Source organism: Verrucomicrobiia bacterium (assembly GCA_019694135.1).
Lineage (GTDB): Bacteria > Verrucomicrobiota > Verrucomicrobiia > JADLBR01 > JAIBCM01 > JAIBCM01.
Genome location: JAIBCM010000003.1, coordinates 173,775 through 196,200, shown reverse-complemented (window position 1 = coordinate 196,200; position 22,426 = coordinate 173,775). Strand labels below are relative to the sequence as shown.

Genomic DNA, 22,426 nt, shown 5'->3' with positions numbered 1-22,426 from the left:
CTGATGGTTTTATGAATGACAAAATATCTCAACGCGGGGCAGGACGCACTTTTATTATTGGTTTGTTGTTATTGATTCTGGTCGGAATCAGTATTGCTTTTTGGTTCTTGAAACCAAAAGGAGAAATGACTTTAGTTTGCGATTTAGCCACGCCAAGCTTTGCAATAGATGGCACGGTGTATTTAGTGCGTCCTTTGGTTTCTGAGATTCAATTGATTCAAGAGCGTTATGAAAAAGAGAAAAATGGTGTGAAAGACAACGCTAAAAAATCGGATGAATTATTGGAAAAAGAGGCAGATTTAATCCAGGGACGATTGCAAGCTTTGGAAAAAAAAGTAAGCCAGTTGAAAGAGCAACGCGACACATTGCGAGAGCAGATCCAGGAAATTTTAAATAAACGCAGGAAAAAAGTGAACCAAATCTGGGATGAAGCTAATGATAGCCAGGAAAATGATTACGATTCAAAGTTAAAAAACTTTAAATCGTCCATTGCAAAAAGAGCCAAGGAATTAAAAATAGATTGGCCAGAGAAATTTGATGTGGAAGCGCCCGATGTTTATGTTAGCGCGTTTCGTCTAGGTCTTTATCGTGCGAGTCGTGGCAGTGTGGATAAAACCCGAGAATTGGCTTGGGCAGAAAGCAAATTAAAAGAGTGGCGCGATTTTGTTAGTGAACTGGATTCTAAAAATTTAGAGGTGAAAGGAAAAGCGTTTGATGCGCAATTTGAAGCGGAAACTGCTGTGGCTGATTTGCAGCAACGTTTGGGCAAATTGAATGAAGAAATTGCGAAAGAAGAGGCTTCTTTAGCTGATACGGAAAAACCGATAAAGGAAGAGGAAAAATCGATAACTCCCGAAGCGAATGTGGCCTCCTTAGAAGTAAAATATAGAAAAGAGCTCAAAGCACTACCGGAAAAGTTTCGTGTTGCCACAGGAAATCGCAATCAAGACAAAGTTTATTTTGATCATTTAGAAAAAGAGGCTAGACCCGGTGATTATCAAATTTGGGCTCGAGCCAAAAAAGAGGATAAACTGTATTGGGCATTGGTTCCAGTCACTTTGAAATCTGCACAACGAAGCGAAGTTAAATTGGAGGATAAGCACTTTCGCGAGCTAGACTCCATTTTGAATGATACGCCTTAATATTTTTTGAGAAACTTACAACAAGGTTATCTTTGGCGGAAACGCAGTCAATTTGCAGAAAGTTGGATTCCTTTTTTAGAAAAAATTTTTGGAGATCGAGTGGTTTTGACTCAAGAACCGCATAGAAAAACTGGAGCACTAGAAATTTATTTGAAAAATGAAACAGAGGGCAAAATTTTACAGAAAAATTTGGGTGGACGCGTTTTATTCTTCGATTCCAAACAATGGGCAAAATGGCAACGAGCCGCTCATTATCCGATAAAAATAGAAAATCAATTACTAGTTGTTGCCAGTGAAAAGCAACGCGATTTCTTTCAACGCCGTTATCCGAAGCGAAAAATCTTGTGGATTCCAGCCGAAGCCGCCTTTGGCACAGGTGCTCATGCGACCACTTTTTTGTGTTTGCGTGAAATGATAAAATGTTATCCCTTTGCTTCACTTGTTGATGCAGGAACAGGTAGCGGTATTTTAGCGATTGCCGCAGCTCAACTTGGTTGTAAAAAAGTTCAAGCCTTTGATAGTGATCCCGTCGCCATTCGCGTTGCCAAACAAAATGCGCAACGCAATCGGGTTAATATCTCGTGGAATGTGAAAAAAATCGAACATTTTCAACCTAAGCAGAAAGTTGACGGTGTCGTGGCTAATCTTTTTAGCGAAATATTAATTCATCGATCGAAAAAAATCGCAAACTGGATTAAAAAAGATGGCTTCCTTATTTTATCCGGCATTCGCAGTTATCAAAGGGCGGAAGTTCAAAAAGCCTTTTCTTTTTTAACAGCAAAAGAAATTTTTCAAAAAGAAGGTTGGTGTGGTATGGTTTTTCAGAAGTAAACTTTATGATGGCTTTATCAAAAATTACGAACTATTTGAACAACTATTTGCAACATGCTCATATTGCTGATTATTCGGGTGCGAAAAATGGGTTGCAATTGGCTAATAACGGGCGGGTTAGTCAAGTGATGGCGGCGGTAGATGCGAACGGGTTAACGGTAGCGAAAGCGATTGAGGCGCGGGCTGATCTTTTGTTGGTGCATCATGGGTTATTTTGGAATGAAGAGGTGTTGATGGTGGGCGCTCGCTATGGGCTTTTTAAAGCGGCGATGGATGCGAATCTTGCGATTTATAGTTCGCATTTGCCGTTAGATGCGCATCCCAAGTTAGGTAATAATGTTTTGTTGTCGAAGGCGCTAAAATTAGCTTCGGGTAAACCGGCTTTTGAAGAAAAAGGCACTTCGATTGGACGATTGATTACCACGTGTTGCGATCGGAAGGAGTTGTGTCGGCGGTTGGGTAGAGTGTTGGGAGGTGAGCCGAAATTAATTGCGGCAGGTCCGCGTGTGGTTCGTCGTTTGGGAGTTATTACAGGTGGAGCTGGGAATCGGATTTATGATGTTGCAAAAAGTGGTATTGATACGTTTGTCACGGGCGAGGGTAGTCATTGGACGTTTGGGGCTGCGCATGAACTTAAGATTAATTTAATTTATGGTGGGCATTACGCTACGGAAACTTTCGGGGTGAAAGCGCTAGCGAATCATGTAGGTCAACGTTTTCGCTTGCGTTGGAGTTTTATTGATGTTCCTTCGGGGCTTTAAGATGAAATTTTTGGCAAGCGGAGTACTTGCCCTGCAAAAATTACTAATTAAGAATACAAGCAGGGAGACTTATCCTACGGGCTAAATTTGATCGCTAAATGATTTGAAGTAGTTTATTTCTCATGACGTCGAATTGATATTAAAGGCAAATATTATGAAAAATTTATATTCTACAGTCGCTTCATTAACTTTAGCGGGTTTATTGGTCGGATGCGCTTCTGAACCGCAACCAGGCACGGGAACGGTAGTTGGGGGCACTGTGATTGGCGCGGGAACGGGTGCAGCTATTGGAGGTTTAGCCGGCGGTGATGCCACGGCAGCGGGGATCGGCGCTTTAGCAGGCGCGGCAGCAGGAGCATTGGCGGGTGTGGCAATCAACGAAAGCACGTCGCGTAGCACGGCTTATCCGGTTGCGGAACGTAGTTCGAAAAATGCTGATTATGTCATTAGTCCATTTGATGGGTCGTTGTTATTTGTGGGTGATGTGGCAGCGGGCACGCGCATGCGCGATCCGCAAGGTCGTTATTTTATTGTGGGCGGTCAGCAGGAGCGAGTAGTAAAACGTTTGGCTGGTGATCCGAATTATGTGATTAATCCGTATAACGGGAAACGGTATTATGTGGGTAATGTTGAGCCGGGTGCTCGTGTGCGCGATGAGTCGGGACGAGTTTTTATTGTGGAATAGTATATTATTAGCTCAGTGATAGTGCTAAATTTTTCACGTCGCGCTTGTGGTTTTGTGAAAGGCTGATATTTCTGCGGCATGGAATCTTTCTTTAGCCGCGAGATGTTTCGAGTGCAGGGAGGCGTGCCGCTCTCGGGAGTGATTCGTCCGCAAGGTAATAAAAATGAGGCGTTGCCTTTGTTAGCGGCATGTTGTTTGACGCAAGAATCGGTAACTTTAGAAAATGTGCCAGAAATTGCAGATGTTGAGGTGATGCAAGAAATTTTGCGTTATCTGGGGGTGAATATTACTCAAATTTCGGCGGATAATCCGAGCACGCTCCAGGTTCAAGCAGCTCAACTGTCGCAAGAAGATATTCCTAAGCATCTTTCTGAAAAATTGCGTGCCTCTATTACTTTAGCAGGACCCTTGGTGGCGCGTCGAAAGCGGGTGATTTTGCCTAAACCAGGGGGTGATCGGATTGGGCGTCGTCGTTTAGACACGCATTTGTTGGCCTTGGTAGCTTTGGGTGTAAAAGTGAAGCCGTGTTCGGAAGGATTTGAGTTAATAGCGGATCAATTAACGGGCGCTGACATTTTGTTGGATGAAGCTTCGGTGACTGCGACGGAAAATGCCATTTGCGCGGCAGTTCTGGCGAAAGGTGAAACCATTCTTCGCAATGCGGCAAGTGAACCGCATGTTCAAGGGCTGTGTCATTTGCTGGTAAAAATGGGAGCTCAGATTGAAGGTGTCGGTTCGAATATTTTAAAAATTCGCGGTGTGGAAGGGTTGCATGGGACGTCGCATTGTATTGGACCGGATTATTTGGAGGTGGGAAGTTTTATTTCATTGGCCGCTTTAACTGGTGGAGAAATTTTAATTGAAGATGCGGATATTCCTAATTTACGCATGATTCGTTTGGTCTTTGCGCGTTTGGGAATTGAAACGGTAGCCGAAGGAACTGCTTTGCGCGTGCCAGCTAAGCAGGCTTTGAAAATCGTGAGTGATTTGGGAGGAGCCATTCCTACTATTGATGATGCGCCTTGGCCGGGATTTCCCGCCGATATGACTTCTGTGGCTTTGGTAACGGCCACGCAATGTCGTGGGACGATTATGATTCATGAAAAAATGTTTGAATCGCGTTTATTTTTTACTGATCGTTTGATTGGAATGGGCGCGCGCATTGTTTTATGCGATCCGCATCGCGCGGTTGTGATTGGGCCGGAACGTTTGAAAGGGGATAAAATGAGCAGCCCGGATATTCGCGCAGGCATGGCGCTTTTGATTGCTTCATTATGCGCGGAAGGGGAATCGGAAATTCAAAATATTGCTCAAATTGATCGTGGATTTACGCGCATTGATGAGCGCTTAAAAAAATTGGGAGCTCGGATTGAGCGAATCGGATAATTTAACATTTTGACGTTTTAGCGTTTTAATGTTATTTTTTGAATATGAAAACGTTGACGAAGCGTGCCACTGTTTATTTTGAACCCCACCTTCATCGAGCCTTGCGTTTGAAAGCTATCGAAAGGGAAACAACTTTTTCTAATTTAGTAAATGAAGCAATTCAGCACGAATTAAAAGAGGATGCTATTGACTTAGCGGCTTTTCACCAACGTAAAAATGAATCTAATATTTCTTTTGAAAAGGTGTTGAAGAAATTAAAGGCGAATGGAAAGTTATAAAATAACTTTTAAACGATCAGCTGAAAAAGAATTGGCATCGTTGCCTAAAAAAGATTGTCAAAAAATTGTAGAAAAAATTAAAAAATTATCTCAAAATTTTTTATTAGTGGAATCGAAAAAACTATCCGGGTCAGAAAATTGGTATCGTATCCGCCATGGAAATTACCGTATTTTGTATGAGATTAATTATGATTTGAGAGAAATTTTTATCTTTAAGATTGGACATAGGCGAGAAGTTTACCGTTGAATGAATCATGAAAACTTTTTTTAAGGAGTTAACCTTTAGCACTCGAGGTAAGGGGACTTATGAAATTACCGATGCGATTGAGAAAGTGGTGGTAGAAAGTTCTATTCAACAGGGAATCGTTACGGTTTTTCTTCAGCACACGAGCGCTAGTTTGATTATTTTTGAAAATGCGGATCATACCGCTCGTTTGGATTTAGAAAATTTTTTTGATCGATTAGTGCCTGAAAAAATGTCTGATTATGTGCATACGATGGAAGGAGCTGATGATATGCCCAGTCATTTGCGCATGGTGCTGACGCGAACTTCGGAAACAATCCCAGTTCATGAAGGTAGATTAACGTTGGGAACATGGCAGGGGATTTTTCTTTTTGAACATCGACGCCAATCGCATCATCGAAAAATTTCGGTGAGTGTAATGGGAGCGTAATAAAGGTTGGAAATTAACCCACGTGCTTGCGGAGTAAATGGCATTAAGGGTTTTCTTGATTTAATTTTTGGACCAAAGCTTGGGTTAAATCTTCGCCTGTGTTGATATAGGGAACGAGAGAGGTGGCGTGGGTGGTGAGGTCAGATTTGTTGATGACGAGGTCATAGCCTTTTTCTTTGGCGAGTTGGGCTGTGACTTGTCGGATTTGTTTCAAAATTTTTTCAGTTTGCGTAGAGTAGGTTGTGCGAAACTTATTTTCTTGGTCTGCTTTGTAAGTGCGCAGGACTTTTTTTTCGCTTTCAATTTTCTTTTCTAACTCCCTCATTTTTTTGAACTGTTCAGCTGTGGGTATTTTGGTGTGATTCATGGTTCGTTGTAGAGTTACTGCTTCACTCACAAGTTGTTCAAAGGCTTCCCATTTAGTTTGCAGGTCTTTTTTAAGAGTGGTTTCGGCTGTTTTTAATTCATCTGCTGTAGTTTTAAATAATCGATATTGTTCTGTGACTTGTTTGAAATCAATGAAGGCAATACGGGTTTCAGCAGTTAATGAAATTAGGCAGATATTCAGGAATAATATCGAAAAAAATAACTTAAACATGGGGTGGAGTTTGTAAGAAAATGAGAGAAATGAAAAGGGTAAAGGCGTTTGGAAGCGACAAATTCTTTTGCGCTTTGGCATTTTTTTTATAACCTTATTTTATGGAGAGGCGTAATCCGAAAATTGAGCGTTTGTTGGATAAACAAAATGAAGCCGACGATCGTAAGTTGCGAATTGATAAAGTGGGTGTTAAAGGTTTAAAACATCCTATTCGCGTTCGGGATCGTGCGCATCAGGTGCAAGACACAGTGGCGATATTTAATCTTTCGGCAGATTTGCCGCATCATTTTAAAGGCACGCATATGAGTCGTTTTGTGGAAGTGCTCAATGCGCATGGGCGCGAGATTCATGTGGAAAATATTACGGAGATGCTACAGGAGCTTCAACGCAAGTTAGAAGCTGAGACGGCGCATATTGAGATGGAGTTTCCTTATTTTTTGGAAAAGTTAGCGCCAGTAAGCCAAGCAATGGGGTTGATGGATTATCAAATTAAGTTTTTCGCGACGATTCATGGAGATGAAATTGATTTTATCTGCACAGTAATTGTTCCTGTGACAACGTTGTGTCCGTGTAGCAAGGCGATTAGCGCGCGTGGAGCGCATAATCAACGAGGTTATGTTACGCTATCGGTGCGTTTTCATGAAAAACCGGTATGGATTGAAGATTTGATTGCTTTGGTAGAGGAAAGCGCGAGTGCGGAGCTTTATTCTTTGCTTAAGCGTCCTGACGAAAAATATGTGACGGAAAAAGCTTACGACAATCCTGTTTTTGTTGAAGATTTGGTGAGAAATATAGCAGTGAAATTAAATGCTCATTCGCAAATTGCTTGGTATCGCGTAGAAGCGGAAAACATGGAGAGTATTCATAATCATTCGGCTTATGCGATGATTGAAAAAGGTTAAGTTGTTATAGCCTAGTCTAGTGCGTGGTGTTAGCCAAAAAATTTTGTCGCGAAGGCGTGACGACCACAGGTGTGCCGACTTGTGTGACTTCAAAGAGGTGATGTGCCATATCGCGATGAACGCGAATGCATCCGTGTGAAGCCGGATAACCTGGTAAGAAACCTTCGTGCAATCCAACACCGCCCCAGGTTAAACGTTGAAAATAAGGCATGGGGGCGGGTTCATAATGGGCGCCAGCAGGCGCTCTTTGACCGATTTCAGCGTTGTTATCGACAACCTTTCCAGTCACGTTATCAACAAAAGAGCCATATTGGTTCGAATAATATTCACGTTTTTTTTGTAAAATGGTGTAGTTGCCAACTGGCGTATTATAACCTTCGCGACCCGTGCTAATTTGTGTGTAGCCAATTTGTTTCCCGCCACGATAAATATAAACGCGTTGTTCATTGAGAACGATTTCCAGCATGACTGTGCCTGTGAGGGAAATTTCAGGATGCCATTCGTAAGGCAAAGCAATAAGATCGGCAGAGGGGGGATTTTCTTGATCGGGAATCGAAAAGCGAGTGCCATCAGGACGAATTAAAACAATTTCATCGCGAGACGATTGCTTTTTGCGTCCGCTTTTCCCTGAGGTGCTGGCGCAGCCAATCATGAAAAAACAGAGGGTGAGATAGGTAAGGTTACGAAGGATACGACTCATATGTTTGCTTTCTAGCTTAAATCAAGATACACTAAAAAAAATTTAATGGGTAGTCGGTGAGGAAGGATTTTCGATTTCTAAAGTAGCTTTTTTACCGCGTTTGTTGGCAGTAATATTGAGTAGAGTGCGAATGGCACCAATGGTGCGACCTTGTCGTCCAATCACTCTTCCTACATCGTCAGGGTGTAGGGTTAGGAAAAAATCTATGTTTCTATCACTTTCTTGGCAACGAAGTTGAAACGTTTCCGGATATTTCGCGAGCTTTTTTACAATGTATTCAATCAGCTCGTTCATAAATTATGCCGCCGCTTTTTTCGTTTTTTTTATTAAACTTTGGACCGTGTCTGTAGGTTTGGCGCCTTTCGCTATCCAAAATTCAATGCGCTCTAAATTTAATTTAGCGTTGTCTTGTTTTTGAATGGGATTGTAAGTGCCTAAAAGTTCAAGAAATTTGCCATCGCGTGGGCTGCGTTTATCTGCTGCCACGACACGATAATAGGGTCTATTTTTTGTCCCTTCTCGACGTAATCGAATTACTGTAGCCATAATATTTTTATCAACTAACTCCTAGTTTAGAAAGTAAATGTCGCATACGACCTTTATTTTTCAACAATTTTTTCATGGATTGGAATTGTAACAGCAGTTCATTAACTTCGGTTACGGTTGTTCCGCTCCCCCGGGCAATACGTTGACGCCTCTTAGCGTTGATCAAATCTGGCTTAGCGCGTTCTTGAGCTGTCATGCTTAGCAGGATCGCTTCGGTGCGCTTGAGTCGTTTCTCGGCCTGACCGGTTTCAGGAACCTTAGGGATACCAGGCAACATGCCAAGCAAATTCTCTAGAGGGCCTAATTTTTTCATTTGTTGAAGTTGGGAAAGAAAATCATGCAAATCAAAGGTTTGTTTGCGCAATTTTTCTTCTAATTTCGCGGCATTTTCTAAATCGAAAGTTTCTTGCGCTTTTTCAACCAAACCTACGATGTCGCCCATTCCCAAAATACGAGAGGTTAAGCGATTGGCATCTAATCTTTCCAATTGATCCATTTTTTCGCCTGTGCCAAGAAATTGTAAAGGTAACCCTGTTACATGGCGTATTGAAATGGCGGCGCCACCGCGGGCATCGCTATCGAGTCGGGTTAGAATAATCCCGCTAAGCGGCACGCGCGTTTTGAAGCGATTAACAATTTCTACCGATTTTTGTCCCAATGCCGCGTCTGCCACAAAAAAAGTTTCTTGCGGTTTGATATGGTGATGTAATTGCTGTAATTCTTCCAGTAGGGGTTCATCCAGATCGAGACGGCCTGCAGTATCAATAATAACAACATTGCGCAATTGCGTTGCGGCTGATGCTAGGGCTTCTTGCACGACAGCTAAGGTGTGCGTGGCACCGTGCTGACTAAATACGGGAAGGTCGAGCTGTTTACCAAGGCTTTCTAGTTGGGTGATAGCAGCCGGTCGTTGCAAATCGGCAGCGACAAGTAAAGGTTGTTTTCCCTGTTTTTTAAACCAGAGGGCTAATTTCCCCGCAGTGGTAGTTTTTCCGCTTCCTTGTAAACCGCAGAGCATGATTTTTAGAGGAGAACCGTTTGCTAGAGGTTGGGTTTCGCCTAAAAATTGGACGAGCTCATCATGAAAAATTTTAATCATTTGCTGGCCAGGGGTCACACTTGCCAAAACTTCCGCGCCTAGAGCGCGTTGTTTGATTTTTTCAATCAGTTCTTTAGCGACCTGAAAATTGACGTCTGCTTCCAACAAGGCCATGCGCAATTCGCGACAGGCATCGGTGACGTTAGCCTCGCTAAGTTTGCCGTGGCCTCTTAATTTTTTGAAAAGAGACTGGAGTTGATTCGAAAGTTGATCGAGCATAAAAGATTGCTATCAGAGTAAATAAGTTCTGGCAAAATTTTCTTTATGCAAGAAAAAGTTAAAACAGCTTTTGTATTGGGCGCTGGGTTAGGCACTCGTTTGCGACCTTTAACCGAGCAGTGTCCGAAGCCGCTTTTGCCGATGGGTGGCAGACCTATCGTGACTTATGCATTTGATCATTTAAAACAATTAGGCATCGAACGAATTATTGTGAATACCCACCATTGCGCAGAGAAGTATCAAGAAATTTTTCCCGATAACCAATGGAACGGCATTCCACTTGTTTTCGTCCATGAACCGATACTTTTGGAGACTGGGGGTGGCATTAAAAATATTGTCCCTTATCTCCAGAATGAGACGTTATTGGTTTATAATGGGGATATTTTGGCCGATTTTGATTTGAGATCTTTATTGGATTATCATTTTTCTCATCAAGAAGAAGTGACCTTAGCGCTGCGTTCGAAAGATTATCCGCAACATATTGGGCTCGATGCATTGGGACGTGTGGCTGCAATTCGAGCGGCTAAAGGTAAACCTATTGTTCAATGGTGTTTGTTCACGGGGATTTATTTGATTGCGCCTCGTTTTTTGGATCGTTTGAAAACGGGTGAAAAAAAATCGGTGATTCCAGCTTTTGAAATGATGATCGAGGAAGGGAAAGGGCCGGCTGGTGTGATATGCGATCAAGGACGATGGTGTGATGTGGGAAGTTTGCAAACTTATCACGCTATGAAAGAGAGGGGTTGGTGAAAAAGGTTCGTGTTATTTTTTTTGATGCTGCCAGCACTTTGATTCAATTAGCAGAATCGGTGGGATGTAGTTATGCTCGTATTGCGGAACGTTTAAGTAAAAAAGGGGATAGAATTTCTGAAGAAACGTTTGAAGAAAATTTTTTGAATGCATGGCGAGCGATGCCGGAACGTGTTCCGATCGCAGAAGCGCGCGAAGATGATGATAAGGGGTGGTGGCGCGATTTGGTATTTCGGATGTTGGAAACGATGTCGATAAACTGGGATCGAGAAATTTTTTTTGAAGAGGCTTATCGTTATTTTGCGCGACCTCTTAGCTGGAAACCTTTTCTGGAAGTGGAAACGGTATTGGAAACCTTGCAACGGCAAGGATTGCGTTTGGGTGTGATTTCTAATTTTGATTCCCGACTTTTTCATATTTTAGATGGTTGGAATTTGTCTCATCGTATGGAGCGTATTATTGTTTCAAGTCGTGTGGGGGCTGATAAACCTCACCCTCAGATTTTTCATTACGCTTTGCGTGCATTTGGCGTGGAAGCGCAGGAGGCTCTACATGTGGGAGATCATGCGCAGGAAGATCAAGCCGGAGCCGAAGCTGTGGGTTTGCAAAGTTTTTTGATCAAACGGCCAGAAATTGATTTGCGAGAAATTTTTAATCGATTATGAGTCAGAAAAAAAATATGGAAGCTTTGACTCAATTAATTCGCGAGCAGTTTGATTTGTCTTCTCAAGTTGCGTTAGATTTTGTGCCTATTTTAAAAGGAGGATCGGGTCGCACATTTTATCGGGTGAGTTTACCAGAAGGGAAAGGAAATTGGATTGTGATGCATTATACCGATGAGCGAATCGAAAACAGCTATTATGTAGCAATTGGTCAATTTTTAGAGAAATGGGGATTGCCTGTTCCACATATTCGATTTCACGATAAGGAACAACAGGTAATCGGGATGGAAGATCTGGGGGCGGTTGATCTTTGTTCTTTAACAGGTTTGCCATGGGAGCAACGAAGCCGATTTTACCAAAAAGTTTTGCGAGCGATTAAAAAATTGCACGATATAGGATGGAATCAAGTTCAAGACGCCCAGTTAACACTCATGCCAGGATTTGATGCTTCGTTATATGAATGGGAACGCAACTATTTTTTTGAAAATTTTTTAAGCAATTTTTGTGGTCTTACTTTGAATGAAAAAAATAAAGAGGAGTTGAAAAAGGAATTGGAAAATTTAGCCCAAGGTTTGTTGGAGGAAAAGATTGCTTTAGTGCATCGCGATTTTCAGTCGCAAAATGTGATTGTGCAAAACAACGAAATTTTTTTAATTGATTTTCAAGGCATGCGTTCTGGCACTTTTTTTTATGATCTGGGTTCGTTGCTTTACGATCCTTACGTCTCATTTACCGAGGGGCAGCGATTGGAGTTATTGCGCTATTATTTTAATTTAGATTCGCAAATTTCATGGGAGATCTTTCAAAAACGTTTTTATGAAGCTTCTGTGCAACGTTTATTGCAAGCTCTGGGCGCTTACGGGTTTTTAGGCAAGGTAAAAGGAAAAACGGAATTTTTAACTTATATTCCCGCAGCGCTTCAAAATTTAAAAGATGCTGCTTCGCGTTGTAAAACGGTGGGTGCTCTGGAAACGGTAGTTGGTTCTTTACGCTTTTAATTTTTGTATTTTCCCGAGGCAGATTTGACGCCGCAAGGAAAGTTCATAGCTTAAAATTAGAATACAATATGAAAATGAAACTTAACTACGCGAAAGGAATCTTATGAAGCTTGAAAATCTCCATGATCTATTCGTCAATGAGTTAAAAGATGTTTATCATGCAGAAAAACAATTGGTCAAAGCGTTGCCTAAAATTGCTAAGAAAGCTCACTCTCAACGCTTGCGTTCTGCAGTTGAAAAACACTTGGATCAGACCAAAACTCATGTGGAACGAGTCGAATCAGTTTTTGAAATGATAGGAAAATCGCCTTCGGGCAAAACGTGTCAAGCCATGGAAGGTATCTTGGAAGAGGGAGAAGAGTTGCTTTCTGAAAAAGCGTCACCGGCTACCCTGGATGCAGGAATTATTTGTGGAGCACAAAAGGTGGAACATTATGAAATCGCCACTTACGGTTGCTTGCGAACTTTTGCTAATCATTTGGGTTTGGACAAAGCAGCGGAATTATTAGGACAAACTTTAAAAGAGGAAGAAGAAACAGATCGCCTTTTGACAGAATTAGCAGAAAGCGAAATTAATGTGGAGGCAACTGCTGAAGTATAACTAGTTTTTGCAATGAAACCCCATAATCCATAAACGTGTCCAACTCTGAAAATGAGTTGGATACGGGAGTGGATTTTTTGATAAATGTTGAAACAGTTTTTGGGTTTTAATTTAAGAAAATAACGAAGGATACGATGAAAAAGAATTGAACCTTCGCCTCTAGACATGCACCAAATCGGAGTTACTATAAGTGTTCCTAGCATTGGCAATGAGATCAGCTTCTTTATCCCGACGTTTATGTAATCCAGCCAAAGTCGATTTATCCCAAAGCCGTTTCATTGAGCGTAATTGAAGCGCAATCCCTTTGAGATCCTGTTTTTTGATTAAAGTTTGAATCGTTTTCATTTCCTCCCGATGACTTCCTGTCATGCTGGTTCCTCGATTAAAAACCAGAGAAAGCAACATGGCTTGAGCGTCCGCGGGCAACGTTTCAACGCCGGGATAAGCTTTACGCGTGAGTGCGGCATATTTGGGAAGAGTTGATTGATAAAACACTTCTTTAGCCGATTTGAGCTGAATCCGAATCGATTGCACCGACGCGAGGCGATCGGCTGCGGCTTTTCCTTTTAACCCACAAACTTGAAGAAGTTGATTCATCGCTTCCTTCGTGAGATGAGCACCCCAGTCTTTTTCAATTTCAGCTTTAGTATGATAGCCCACATCATAACCAATCCCAATCGTAATGCCGCTTTGCCCCTTAGGCCAAGTGGGTTTGGACAGGTGTTGCTGATAATAACTATCCGAAGATATCTCAAATTGCGCAATTTGTTCCAATCCTGTCCGAGAAACAGTCAAGAGAGCTGCAGACGTAGGAGCCTTTTTTTCAGGCTCGGTCTGAGGCAATACCTTATCCAGCGCCGCCTCAATTTTTGCTAAAGTCATCGGGCCGATAATGCCATCTGCAGGTAATCCCAGTCGTTTTTGAATGGCTTTAATCTTTTGGGTTAGGTTTGGGTTAGACATTTTTTTTAAAATGGTAACAATATGAGTCTTAAGAAGAGTTTGGATTTAGTTGATGACCAGTTTGTTCTCAAGTTTCTTAGCTAGCGCCTTTCCCTTTTTTGTGAGAGCTATGCTCTTTTGATTTTGGGAATCCAAATGAAGATATTCAGCGGCGGCCAACACTTCGAGCGAATCAATCGCTTCGTTGGCTTTTATCCCTTTTTCTTCCATCAGCCTTAAAAAGTCAGATTCTTCCACTCCATCGTGTTGAGCCAGGATCATGACAGCTTCCTTTTGGGAGAAAGAAAATCCGGGAAGATCCTCAGCCATTTCGAATTCCATGCGAGAAGTTTCCAGGGAAGCGATGATTTTTTCGGGGTCTTTTTCTTTTTGTAGTAGCTCACTCAATTTAGCGCTAAGCGTTTTTTCTCTTACTTCTTCCGAGGCGGAATGCAAAGCGGTGAACTGACGGCTTTCCCTCACTGTAGAAAGCCCATCGCCTTTGGCAATTGCCGTCACCTCGAGCAAAAATTCCTCGTCCGCCATGAAGGTTCCCATCACGATGAGAAGAAAAATCGCCCCAAAACTCTTTTGACCGGTGAACACCAAAAGCAGAGAAGCGCTCACTCCAAAAAGCATCCACATCGGCTCCAGATTTCGATTCATGATGATCAAAGTCAAATGAGAAAGCGTGATTACCAAAAACAAAATCAATAAAAACAGGGTAATCAACTCACTTTTCTTTTCTAAGAGAAACACCAAGAGTCTCTTGGAGTAGTCTATGATTCTTTCCATTTTAACCCTTTCCTTTGATCAGGAGTCATCTACTTAACCATTAAAGGGGAGGGGACATCAAAACGAAAGACTTTTCTTTGGCTTGTTTGCATGGACCTAAGGAAACCCGCATCTTTCTATCCTGATGGCTTGTGCCATCTTCTCTTTTTAATCACTTACAATATCTTCGTGTCAATGTTGAGAGTGGAGAGTTAACGCCGTTTAAAAACATTTGAGTTTGAATTTTCGTCAAGAATCAAGAGTTGACCCCGTTCACCCCGTTCAGTTGACGTTCAGTTGACCCCGTTTACAAGATTGGAACTTTTTTACAATTTTTTCATTCAAGGCGTGAGAAAAATTTTCATATTTGTTTTTATTTTTTATATGGTTTTCGAAGGCCTTTGCTAAAGTTGATACACCTTTAATGTTAAGTCCTGCTTGAAAATCTCTCAATGCTTGAGCATTTCCACTTGACCCTGTGCCTGGCCAAAGAGCATCGTTACCAAATACTTCAGTAAAGGTAGCTTTCTTCTTCTCATCATGCTTTATATAGCTAAGTCCAAGATAACCAAGCACAGGGCCACTAACTGAGCGGAAAAATTCAGAAGTTGCGAGTAAAGTGCCCAATTGATATACTGCCTTTAACTCTGATTTTTCCGTAATTTCTTTTGGTAAATCAACCTTCCCTTTTAGAACTTTTCGAACGGCTTTGGCTAATGTCTGTTTGCCGACCTTAGAATCATCCAAAGTTTTTGCTAGTTGAGTATATTTTCCCGCACCTTGAAATGAGATATTCGTCTTTCCTTCTTTAGGATTAGATTCTTGAACTTTTGTGAATGTGAATTTGTTGCCGCCTACATCAACGTAAAAAGTTAAGTTTTCATGACTTTCCATGGAGGTTACAACATTGGTCAAGAGGCTCCAATCGCTACCACTCTTGATTGATATGGTTTCACCACTTAACTTATCAAGTTTTTTATAGTTTTTCTCAAGAATAGTTTTTCCAGTCGCCCGAATATCCTTTTGGAGCGGGTCAATTTTTTGTTTAGATATCCGTTCTTCTAAGCCTATTTTTTGTTCCTCTTGCAATTTTTTCCTCTTTTTTTCATTCTCTTCGAGTTCCTCTATTGTATATTCATTATTCTTCTTCAGATATTCATTGAGAATTTCGTCCCCCTTTTTCTCATTATAATTTACTCTTTTTACACCTCTTTTTGGTCTTTCCTCCTTTTTATCTCCACACAACCCTCCAATATCCGTGTAGGTCACGGGATTACCTGAGACAAAGGCGTAGAGGTTTAGGCCATCGATGGTGCCGGCGGGATCAGGGCTAAGCCAGCGAGCTAACCAAGTGCAGTAATAGCGAGCGCCGTAGTAGTAGAGGCCGGTGGCAGCGTCTTTTTCTTTACCGGAATAGCGATATTGTTTGTGTTTGATTTCGATTTGGCTAGTGCCGGCTAAGAGAGCGGTTCCGCCGTAGGGGTAGTATTCTTCGTAGGTGATGAGTTGGGCTTCGTAGTCGAGTTCTAGGACGCTGGAGCCTAGATGGTTTTCGAGTTGATAACGGATTTGGAATTTTTTAGCGCCGTCGTGAAGTTCACCGGTGACCCAGTAACGCCAGGTGGCGACATGACTTTGATCGTCCATGAGTCGAAGGTGGTGCCATTCGGAAGTGGTTTGGGGTTCTGCGCCATTGCTGCTTGTTTTTTGACGATGGATTTCGAAACCGCCTAAATAAATGGTTTCACTGAGATGAAGCGTTTGGCCGTTGTTGGCATAGCGTTCCGTCACTTTGCGGAGGCGTTGGCCGCTGCTGTTGTAGACATAGTATTCTTGGTCGGAGTTTTTGTCTCGTTTGATGAGGGTGACGTTTTGGAGGTTATCGCGGTAGTTCCAAGCGATAGCGGCAAGGCCTTCCAGATTTTTTTGGTTGCCGTTGGGGTCGTAGGTGTAGGGGGTGTTTTGGTTACCCACGGAGCTTTTTTGGAGTCGATTGGAGTCTGGATCAAGGGTGAGGGTGCGTGTCCAGGAAGCGGAGCTTTTGGTCGCTTGGTGGCGCATGCGGGTGAGATTGCCGCCGGTGTCGTAGGTGAAGGTTTGGGTGTAGTTTTGTAGTTTGAGTTGGTCGTTAAGCGAGCTTTTTTCCAAGGTGTCGAAACTGTAGGCGTCTTGATCGTCTTGTTGACGTTGATCTTTTTTCCACATGCCGGGATGTTCGCGACCGGTGGCTTGGATGAGCCGATAAAGCGAGTCGTAGGTGTAGTCGCATTCGGGATCGACTTGTTGACCGTTACAAAAAACGGTGGGTTTGGTTTTGTCGGTGATATGGGTGATATTGCCGACGGGATCGTAGAAGTAACCAATGTCTTGAAGCATTTCTTCTTTAGAAGAGGAAGAGGTTGGATTTTTTTGACGCGTGGTTTTGAGTTGGGTCAGGCGAAAGGTTTCGGGTTCGTAGCGGTAGGTGGTCTGAGTGCCGTTGCCGTAATGGATGGCGGTGCGTTGGCCTTTGGCGTCGTAAGTGATTTTGGAGACGCTGGGGGTTTCAGAAGAGCGTTTGCTTATGATTTCCACTTTTTCGAGCCAGCCGGTGGAGTAATAGCTGGGTTTGGTGATATTCCCTCCCGGATCGGTGGCGGTTTTGACTCGACCCAAAGCATCGTAGCTGGCTTGGTTGATAAAGAGTTCGGGTTCCAAAAGTTTTTTTAAAGCGTCGGGAAGGTTGAGTTTGTCAAGTTGTGAAGGCTCGGAGATTTTTTCAATAGCTTGAGCCAACGCTTTAAGAGCAGCTTCTTCGATTGAGTTCCAGTTGGCTTCCTGTTTGTAATCTTTTTTCAGAACGGTGGCCGAAGCTAAGGGTTGATCGTGGATCGTGTAATGCGCGCTGACAGAAAGTCCGGCTTGATCCAGGTGGGCGATCGCTTTGCCGCGCGCGTTCCATTTTTCAGGAGTTTGGAGCGCGGTGTCGCCATAGAGAATGTGCTCGACGATTTGATCGAGTTTTGGTTCTCCGCCTTTGATGTGAAGGGTGGTCGGCCGATGCAAAGCGTCGTAGTTATGACGGGTTTCAAAGGCTCGTGAATCACGGCTGAAGAGGGGGTTGCCCACTGCATTTTGCAGACGCCAATGGGTGCCGGCATCGGCTGAAACGGTTTTAATGGCTTGACCGCTGAGGGTGTAGGTGGTTTGAAAGTTTTTTTTCTTTTGATCGTGAAGCCGATGGTCAGCACTGGAGAGTTCTTGGCCAGTGATGTCTAGTTCGACGTAGTGACTGATCGTCGAAGGTTTCTTCGGATCAGAAACGATAAGAATTTGATCGACTTGAATAGTGCGACCCAAATTATCCTGAATTTGTTTGGTAAAGGTGTTGTGAAACAGAGCGGCTTTTTCGAGACTTTCTTTTTCGTGTTTCGGCACTTTGCGAGTGCCGCTCATGACCTCTTTATAGTAAGTAGAATCTTTGATGGTTTGGTTTTCGTCGTAATGCAGTTGGGTCCAAGCCGAAGAAATAAAGTTTTCCTCTTTCCATTCGCCGAATAAGGTTTTAATCAGAAAGGTTTTGGGTGTTTGGGTTAAGATGTGTCGGTCTAACGGATCGTAATAGAAAGTGGAAGAGAGACCGACTTTTTGTAACAGTTCGTTGGGATTGTAGTGCGGAGTGTCGGAAAAGAAGGGTTCGTATTGTTTAATCAGGTTGCCTTTGTTGTTGTAGCGCACGGCGCCGGAAGTGAGCCAACGCTCACTGTTCTCTGACGAAGGGGTGGGAGAGGCGATCTCGGTTTTTTGTTCGCGAACTTTAACTTTGCTTTGGAGGCCTCGTCCGAATCCATCACTATATGCTAGGCTGATCTGAATCCGCTCCGAGGCTTGGGGTTCGTCGGGATAGTGTTCTGCGCCGAGCGTTAGGGCGTGAACGGGAATTTGGTTTTTCATCCAGGAGAAAGGATTATAATAGAAGAAGCTTGCAGCGCCTTGGAGGTATTTCTCGGGGTTTTTCAGGATAGATTCTAGGGTAGTGTCGGAAGGGAAGTTGTAGTCATCTAAAGCTTTAAAGCCAACTCGCTTTCCGCCTTCTTTTCCGTAATGGGAGGTCACAATGACTTGGCCAAGCGGATCGAAACGAACTTCCGCGCAGTTGCCGTTGGGGTCTTTGATTTGTTGTGGAGCTAGAAGTTGATAATTGATTTGGGTAATTTCGGACTGATTCCCCACCGGATCAGTCACTTTTTTAACCAACAGATGGTAAGCATCGTAGTCGTATTGGGTTTCATGGTCGAACGGATCGCGAAAAGTTTTAGGCAAATAAAATTGAGCTGCTTTATGATAAATTTGAGAACTCCCTGGGTTCCAATAATACTTTTTCGCAACCGGATCGGTAGGATAACGAACATAGCCGCCGCAATCGGATTTTTTGCTGGTGAGAAGTTTTTCGAGTTCTTCTGCTGAGAATATTTTTTCAAAAATGGTTTCAGTTTCCTTAATATCGGCTTCCACGGCTTCGCTTCGAGCGAGCAAAGCTTCAGGTGTGATTTTGCCGAGTTCGAGTTCTTCACCGGTTCGAGGATCGTAATAATAATGCCGCGCCCAACCGAGCAGTTCAGCTTTGGACAATTGTTGTTCCACCTGCGTTTTGAGTCCTGCGAAACTGAAATAGTTGCCTTGGTCCGGGATTAATCCTTTGAGTTCGTAACTTTTATTTTGTTTAGGCGCACCAAGCAGATGACATTGCGCATCGGTTTGGTTAATATAATCAGCGGTTTCACAGAACGCTTTTAAAGTGGTTTGTTCTGAGATTCCTGCTTTGCGTCGTCCGTAAACCAGATGACAAGCGCGCGTGACGTGACCGTAAGAATCGGTTTCGAGAACAAAGTCTTGGGCAATGCGAGGGTCTTGAGGATTGCGTTCGTAGTCGTAGGCAATGGTTTCCTGGGGCTGTGTTAAGAAGACGGCATATTTGTTGGCGGCCCGTTTTTGTAGGAGTTTGACATGGTGCTGGGTTTCGGCGACGGAATAAGGGTTGTCTCGTAAAGAGGAATTATCCAATCCGTAAAGTTCAGTGCGCAGAACAGCGCCCTCTAAAGCGCGATGGGCTTCGCGTTGGGTGGCGAGATCGGGTGTTTCCTGGCCATAATCGATGGTGGTTGTTGGAAAGGGTTTGGCTTGAAGATCGCCTTGAAAGAATTCGTGTTGATAATGCTCGCGCAATGTTTTATCGGGAAACCAAGCGCCAGTGTGATACCAAGTTTTGGTGAAGGAAGGAGCAGTGAAAGTGTTTAGTGCGAAAGATTGCGTGCTGTCTTCGAGTTGAGCGGTTTGTTTTGATGCCTCATCATAAGTTTCAGCGTCTTGTCGATCGACACGACCAAAGCCGCGAAACTCGCGCTCTTCGCCATCATAATAGCCGTGGTGATAAGAGTAGGAGCTGGTCAATCGAGTTTTAGAGATGAAATCGAGGTATTCGACTTTTTCAATGACTTGAACAGGAAAGGGCAGGTTTGTAACCCAGGGGCGACCCGCTTGTTTGTCCTGGAGATAAAATTGGGTGGAACTGGCATAATGCAATCTAGTTTGAGAGCCCAGATTGTTGTTGATGAGGTTGAGCAGGTAAGGTTTTTGACGCTGGCAAAAGTCGTAATACCATTGGCGTTGGGAGGGATTGGGTTTACTGAAGACCAAACAGGTGGTGCCATTGCCGTGAACGTCGGCAAATTGAATTTGGCTGGTGTGATCCCATTTTTCTGGGAGCGGGATTTGGATGGGGTCTGAGAAGCGGTTGCCGCTTTGGTTAAAAAAGATTTCTACCGAATCGGCGTGAAGATAGATCAAATCAGTTGTCCCGCTGCCATCGATGTCAGCCAGGAAAAGTCGCGTGGTGTCAAAGTCAGCCTCAAATCGAGGCGCGTGTTCCATGGTAATCGGTTTGCCGAATTTTCCATAGCCCAGACTGGGCCAGTAGGTGACACTGCCTTGGTTGATGCGCACCAGTTGGGCATGACCCGTGCCGGCCATGTCGGCAAAGCGAAGGGTTTCTTTTGGACTATCCGGTCGCGAGAGGGGCAGGGTTTCTTCGCGCGCTTCGAATTGAGCGGCACCGAATCCTTTTCTGCGTTGGGCGGGGTAAAAGCGCACTCGATTGTGTTCGATGCGAATGAGGTCGACTAATCCATCGCCGGTTAGATCGACTGAACGATGCTGATGATAATCCGTGGGGAAAGATTCTAACGGTTGAAAAGAGCTCCAAGTTTTATCCGAATGCAGAGTGTAATAACCGGCTCGCGTGGGCGTGGTGACTAACAGGTCGAGTTGACCGTCACCGGTAAAGTCAGTGAGGGTGTGAACAGGACTTTCGGTTTGGCGTTCGATTGGAAAGGAAGGCAAAGGTTTGGGTAAAGTGTATCGGGCTGCTTTTTCAGGCTCGGGCGGCTGAAGGGCTTCCCAATAATATAGGCTGGCGCCGTTGCCATAAAGAATGCCGGGAATGCCTTCGCCGTAGAGGTCGATTAATTGATAAGGTTGCGGTTGGGTGACACCGGGCAGAGCTTGATGGTTTTCTTGGAAAAAAATTTCGTAACGATGGCCTCGAGGTTGAAAGGGAGTGTAACCCACTTCCAAAGGCGGGAGGTTTTGGGTTTGGTAGGGTTTGTTGCGATGGAATTGGTAGCCGGTTTGGGTGACTTGCTGGAGTTGGGTGAAAGCGGGCGATTGTTGGTAAGTGAAGGAGAGGGCCTGGGTCAAAATCGGCTTATCGCCAAATTCTTTTTCAAATCGGTGGAACATGAGAAGGTTATGGCAGAGTCGATGGGTGCGGATTTCAAAACCGGCATCATAAGTAGAGAAAGAATCTTGTCGTGAAGACCAGGTTTGAACCGGGGTGTAAGGATTTTGGTTTTCGGGTTTAATATTGTATTGGCCATAGTCGAACACGACTTCGAAATGCCATCGGTTGGGATCGAGTTGAGGTTGTTGACTCAGTAGGATAGAGCCGGGGATCGGTTCGGTGGGACCGTATTGAATGTTAGCAATATATTTTTGAGCGGTTTGAGTTCGGTTCTGTTCAGAAACCGAATTGGGAATGTTTTGACCGTCTTCGCTTTTGTAATGGTAAATCACGTGGTCGCCATGAGCGTTGTAAGTTTCTTCGATGAGCCATTTGAAAATGCGCTTCGGGTTTTCCGGGTCGCTAATGCGAGCATTTTGAGTTTTGCCAAAAATATGGGTGACATTATCGGCCGCCACCACTTTCCAAAAAGAATCTTCTTTCGCTTGCCAATGCTCCATTTTAGCAAAACTGCCTTCCGTGCGGGGTCGGTAGGTTTTAACTGTGTAGGGAACTTTATTCAGGGTTTTGGTTCGATCCGGTTGAGTAAGGTGCGGCACCAGATAATCAGCTCCAGAAAAAAGAAAAGTGTCAGAATCGTTATATTTGGGAATGCCTTTGGCTGTCTGTCGACTGATTTCAGGCAGAGCCAGGCTAAAGCCCAAGCCAAAAGGGCTGTTACCGGAACCCGAACTGTAATTTACACTCAGCGAAGGAGCCAAACCGCGACCGGGACTCACAGCAAAAGGGATGGACAAAGCGCCAGTGCCGGAAAATTCATTCGGCTGAAACGTTTCGCCCATGCCCTTGATTGCACCGCCGCCCTTGGGCATGGTAGGGCGGATGACTTCCAGTTTAGTGGCTTGAGGTTGGTTTAGCGCAACAGCCCCGGTTTGAACGGGAGAAGGGAAAGAAGTTTGTTCTGTCCCGCTGGAGTGAGTCGCTGGCAATGAGCGGTTGGTAACCGGTAAAGAGGAACCGTTATTCGATTGGGCTTGCTCAGCTTCTGCCTTTTCGGTGGCTAATGAAGCAGATTGACTAGGAGATCGTTTCATGGCTTT

General features: G+C 43.8%; 21 protein-coding genes. 13 read left to right on the top strand and 8 right to left on the bottom strand.

Annotation, left to right across the window (positions count from 1 at the left end):
* Nucleotides 1-11 precede the first annotated feature (11 nt).
* From K1X66_05500 to K1X66_05465, 8 genes are all read left to right on the top strand, one after another.
* A complete protein-coding gene (locus tag K1X66_05500) occupies nucleotides 12-1,142 on the top strand; it encodes a hypothetical protein (GenBank protein MBX7157821.1) in 1,131 nt (376 codons plus the stop codon).
* Between the two features lie 6 nt (nucleotides 1,143-1,148).
* Nucleotides 1,149-1,973 carry a 50S ribosomal protein L11 methyltransferase gene (locus tag K1X66_05495; GenBank protein ID MBX7157820.1) on the top strand — a complete coding sequence of 275 codons (825 nt, stop codon included), beginning with the start codon at nucleotides 1,149-1,151 and terminating at the stop codon, nucleotides 1,971-1,973.
* A 5-nt stretch (nucleotides 1,974-1,978) separates the two neighbouring features.
* A complete protein-coding gene (locus tag K1X66_05490) occupies nucleotides 1,979-2,734 on the top strand; it encodes a Nif3-like dinuclear metal center hexameric protein (protein ID MBX7157819.1) in 756 nt (251 codons plus the stop codon).
* Between the two features lie 154 nt (nucleotides 2,735-2,888).
* Nucleotides 2,889-3,419 (top strand): hypothetical protein, encoded by a 531-nt coding sequence (locus K1X66_05485; GenBank protein ID MBX7157818.1) that lies wholly within the window; start codon nucleotides 2,889-2,891, stop codon nucleotides 3,417-3,419.
* 102 nt (nucleotides 3,420-3,521) lie between these two features.
* Nucleotides 3,522-4,805, top strand: coding sequence for a UDP-N-acetylglucosamine 1-carboxyvinyltransferase (gene murA / locus K1X66_05480; GenBank protein ID MBX7157817.1), 1,284 nt, complete (start codon nucleotides 3,522-3,524; stop codon nucleotides 4,803-4,805).
* A gap of 44 nt (nucleotides 4,806-4,849) precedes the next feature.
* Nucleotides 4,850-5,083, top strand: coding sequence for a CopG family transcriptional regulator (locus K1X66_05475; GenBank protein ID MBX7157816.1), 234 nt, complete (start codon nucleotides 4,850-4,852; stop codon nucleotides 5,081-5,083).
* Nucleotides 5,070-5,330 carry a type II toxin-antitoxin system RelE/ParE family toxin gene (locus K1X66_05470; protein MBX7157815.1) on the top strand — a complete coding sequence of 87 codons (261 nt, stop codon included), beginning with the start codon at nucleotides 5,070-5,072 and terminating at the stop codon, nucleotides 5,328-5,330. The genes K1X66_05475 and K1X66_05470 overlap by 14 nt, the downstream gene beginning before the upstream one ends.
* Before the next feature lie 7 nt (nucleotides 5,331-5,337).
* A complete protein-coding gene (locus K1X66_05465) occupies nucleotides 5,338-5,757 on the top strand; it encodes a secondary thiamine-phosphate synthase enzyme YjbQ (GenBank protein MBX7157814.1) in 420 nt (139 codons plus the stop codon).
* Between the two features lie 43 nt (nucleotides 5,758-5,800).
* On the opposite strand, the gene K1X66_05460 is transcribed toward K1X66_05465, so the two are convergent.
* Nucleotides 5,801-6,355: an OmpH family outer membrane protein gene (locus tag K1X66_05460; protein MBX7157813.1), complete on the bottom strand. Its 555-nt coding sequence runs from the start codon at nucleotides 6,353-6,355 to the stop codon at nucleotides 5,801-5,803.
* A gap of 101 nt (nucleotides 6,356-6,456) precedes the next feature.
* Here K1X66_05460 and folE2 point away from each other — a divergent pair, with 101 nt between their 5' ends.
* The gene (folE2, locus tag K1X66_05455) at nucleotides 6,457-7,257 is read left to right on the top strand and encodes a GTP cyclohydrolase FolE2 (protein ID MBX7157812.1); all 801 of its coding nucleotides are present in this window, start codon (nucleotides 6,457-6,459) and stop codon (nucleotides 7,255-7,257) included.
* A gap of 16 nt (nucleotides 7,258-7,273) precedes the next feature.
* Here the strand turns inward: folE2 and K1X66_05450 are convergent, their stop codons facing one another.
* The 4 genes from K1X66_05450 to ffh are packed head-to-tail and all read right to left on the bottom strand — an operon-like array spanning nucleotide 7,274 to nucleotide 9,821.
* A complete protein-coding gene (locus K1X66_05450) occupies nucleotides 7,274-7,957 on the bottom strand; it encodes a L,D-transpeptidase family protein (GenBank protein ID MBX7157811.1) in 684 nt (227 codons plus the stop codon).
* Nucleotides 7,958-7,999: 42 nt separating this feature from the next.
* Nucleotides 8,000-8,251, bottom strand: a complete 252-nt coding sequence (locus K1X66_05445; protein MBX7157810.1) for a KH domain-containing protein — start codon at nucleotides 8,249-8,251, stop codon at nucleotides 8,000-8,002.
* A gap of 3 nt (nucleotides 8,252-8,254) precedes the next feature.
* Nucleotides 8,255-8,503: a 30S ribosomal protein S16 gene (gene rpsP, locus K1X66_05440; GenBank protein ID MBX7157809.1), complete on the bottom strand. Its 249-nt coding sequence runs from the start codon at nucleotides 8,501-8,503 to the stop codon at nucleotides 8,255-8,257.
* A gap of 10 nt (nucleotides 8,504-8,513) precedes the next feature.
* Entirely contained in the window at nucleotides 8,514-9,821 is a 1,308-nt protein-coding gene (gene ffh / locus K1X66_05435; protein MBX7157808.1) for a signal recognition particle protein, read from the bottom strand.
* 45 nt (nucleotides 9,822-9,866) lie between these two features.
* Here ffh and K1X66_05430 point away from each other — a divergent pair, with 45 nt between their 5' ends.
* From K1X66_05430 to K1X66_05415, 4 genes are all read left to right on the top strand, one after another.
* Nucleotides 9,867-10,571, top strand: a complete 705-nt coding sequence (locus K1X66_05430; GenBank protein ID MBX7157807.1) for a nucleotidyltransferase family protein — start codon at nucleotides 9,867-9,869, stop codon at nucleotides 10,569-10,571.
* Nucleotides 10,568-11,236 (top strand): HAD-IA family hydrolase, encoded by a 669-nt coding sequence (locus tag K1X66_05425; GenBank protein MBX7157806.1) that lies wholly within the window; start codon nucleotides 10,568-10,570, stop codon nucleotides 11,234-11,236. Before K1X66_05430 ends, K1X66_05425 begins: the two co-directional genes overlap by 4 nt.
* Entirely contained in the window at nucleotides 11,233-12,231 is a 999-nt protein-coding gene (locus K1X66_05420; GenBank protein ID MBX7157805.1) for a phosphotransferase, read from the top strand. The genes K1X66_05425 and K1X66_05420 overlap by 4 nt, the downstream gene beginning before the upstream one ends.
* 103 nt (nucleotides 12,232-12,334) lie before the next feature.
* Entirely contained in the window at nucleotides 12,335-12,832 is a 498-nt protein-coding gene (locus tag K1X66_05415; GenBank protein ID MBX7157804.1) for a ferritin-like domain-containing protein, read from the top strand.
* Between the two features lie 159 nt (nucleotides 12,833-12,991).
* Here the strand turns inward: K1X66_05415 and K1X66_05410 are convergent, their stop codons facing one another.
* The 3 genes from K1X66_05410 to K1X66_05400 all read right to left on the bottom strand — a co-directional run bounded on the left by K1X66_05410 (nucleotide 12,992) and on the right by K1X66_05400 (nucleotide 22,420).
* The gene (locus K1X66_05410; GenBank protein ID MBX7157803.1) at nucleotides 12,992-13,795 is read right to left on the bottom strand and encodes a peptidoglycan-binding protein; all 804 of its coding nucleotides are present in this window, start codon (nucleotides 13,793-13,795) and stop codon (nucleotides 12,992-12,994) included.
* A gap of 45 nt (nucleotides 13,796-13,840) precedes the next feature.
* Complete coding sequence (locus tag K1X66_05405) at nucleotides 13,841-14,569, bottom strand: hypothetical protein (protein MBX7157802.1); 729 nt, start codon at nucleotides 14,567-14,569, stop codon at nucleotides 13,841-13,843.
* A gap of 261 nt (nucleotides 14,570-14,830) precedes the next feature.
* On the bottom strand, nucleotides 14,831-22,420 hold the full coding sequence (locus tag K1X66_05400; GenBank protein ID MBX7157801.1) for a hypothetical protein: 7,590 nt from the start codon (nucleotides 22,418-22,420) through the stop codon (nucleotides 14,831-14,833).
* Nucleotides 22,421-22,426: the final 6 nt, after the last annotated feature.

Coding starts and splice junctions, on each gene's coding strand:
- K1X66_05500 (MBX7157821.1), top strand. CDS start 12: ATGAATGACAAAATATCTCAACGCGGGGCAGGACGCACTTTTATTATT.
- K1X66_05490 (MBX7157819.1), top strand. CDS start 1,979: ATGATGGCTTTATCAAAAATTACGAACTATTTGAACAACTATTTGCAA.
- K1X66_05485 (MBX7157818.1), top strand. CDS start 2,889: ATGAAAAATTTATATTCTACAGTCGCTTCATTAACTTTAGCGGGTTTA.
- murA (MBX7157817.1), top strand. CDS start 3,522: ATGTTTCGAGTGCAGGGAGGCGTGCCGCTCTCGGGAGTGATTCGTCCG.
- K1X66_05475 (MBX7157816.1), top strand. CDS start 4,850: ATGAAAACGTTGACGAAGCGTGCCACTGTTTATTTTGAACCCCACCTT.
- K1X66_05470 (MBX7157815.1), top strand. CDS start 5,070: ATGGAAAGTTATAAAATAACTTTTAAACGATCAGCTGAAAAAGAATTG.
- K1X66_05465 (MBX7157814.1), top strand. CDS start 5,338: ATGAAAACTTTTTTTAAGGAGTTAACCTTTAGCACTCGAGGTAAGGGG.
- K1X66_05460 (MBX7157813.1), bottom strand. CDS start 6,355: ATGTTTAAGTTATTTTTTTCGATATTATTCCTGAATATCTGCCTAATT.
- folE2 (MBX7157812.1), top strand. CDS start 6,457: ATGGAGAGGCGTAATCCGAAAATTGAGCGTTTGTTGGATAAACAAAAT.
- K1X66_05450 (MBX7157811.1), bottom strand. CDS start 7,957: ATGAGTCGTATCCTTCGTAACCTTACCTATCTCACCCTCTGTTTTTTC.
- K1X66_05445 (MBX7157810.1), bottom strand. CDS start 8,251: ATGAACGAGCTGATTGAATACATTGTAAAAAAGCTCGCGAAATATCCG.
- rpsP (MBX7157809.1), bottom strand. CDS start 8,503: ATGGCTACAGTAATTCGATTACGTCGAGAAGGGACAAAAAATAGACCC.
- ffh (MBX7157808.1), bottom strand. CDS start 9,821: ATGCTCGATCAACTTTCGAATCAACTCCAGTCTCTTTTCAAAAAATTA.
- K1X66_05430 (MBX7157807.1), top strand. CDS start 9,867: ATGCAAGAAAAAGTTAAAACAGCTTTTGTATTGGGCGCTGGGTTAGGC.
- K1X66_05420 (MBX7157805.1), top strand. CDS start 11,233: ATGAGTCAGAAAAAAAATATGGAAGCTTTGACTCAATTAATTCGCGAG.
- K1X66_05415 (MBX7157804.1), top strand. CDS start 12,335: ATGAAGCTTGAAAATCTCCATGATCTATTCGTCAATGAGTTAAAAGAT.
- K1X66_05410 (MBX7157803.1), bottom strand. CDS start 13,795: ATGTCTAACCCAAACCTAACCCAAAAGATTAAAGCCATTCAAAAACGA.
- K1X66_05405 (MBX7157802.1), bottom strand. CDS start 14,569: ATGGAAAGAATCATAGACTACTCCAAGAGACTCTTGGTGTTTCTCTTA.
- K1X66_05400 (MBX7157801.1), bottom strand. CDS start 22,420: ATGAAACGATCTCCTAGTCAATCTGCTTCATTAGCCACCGAAAAGGCA.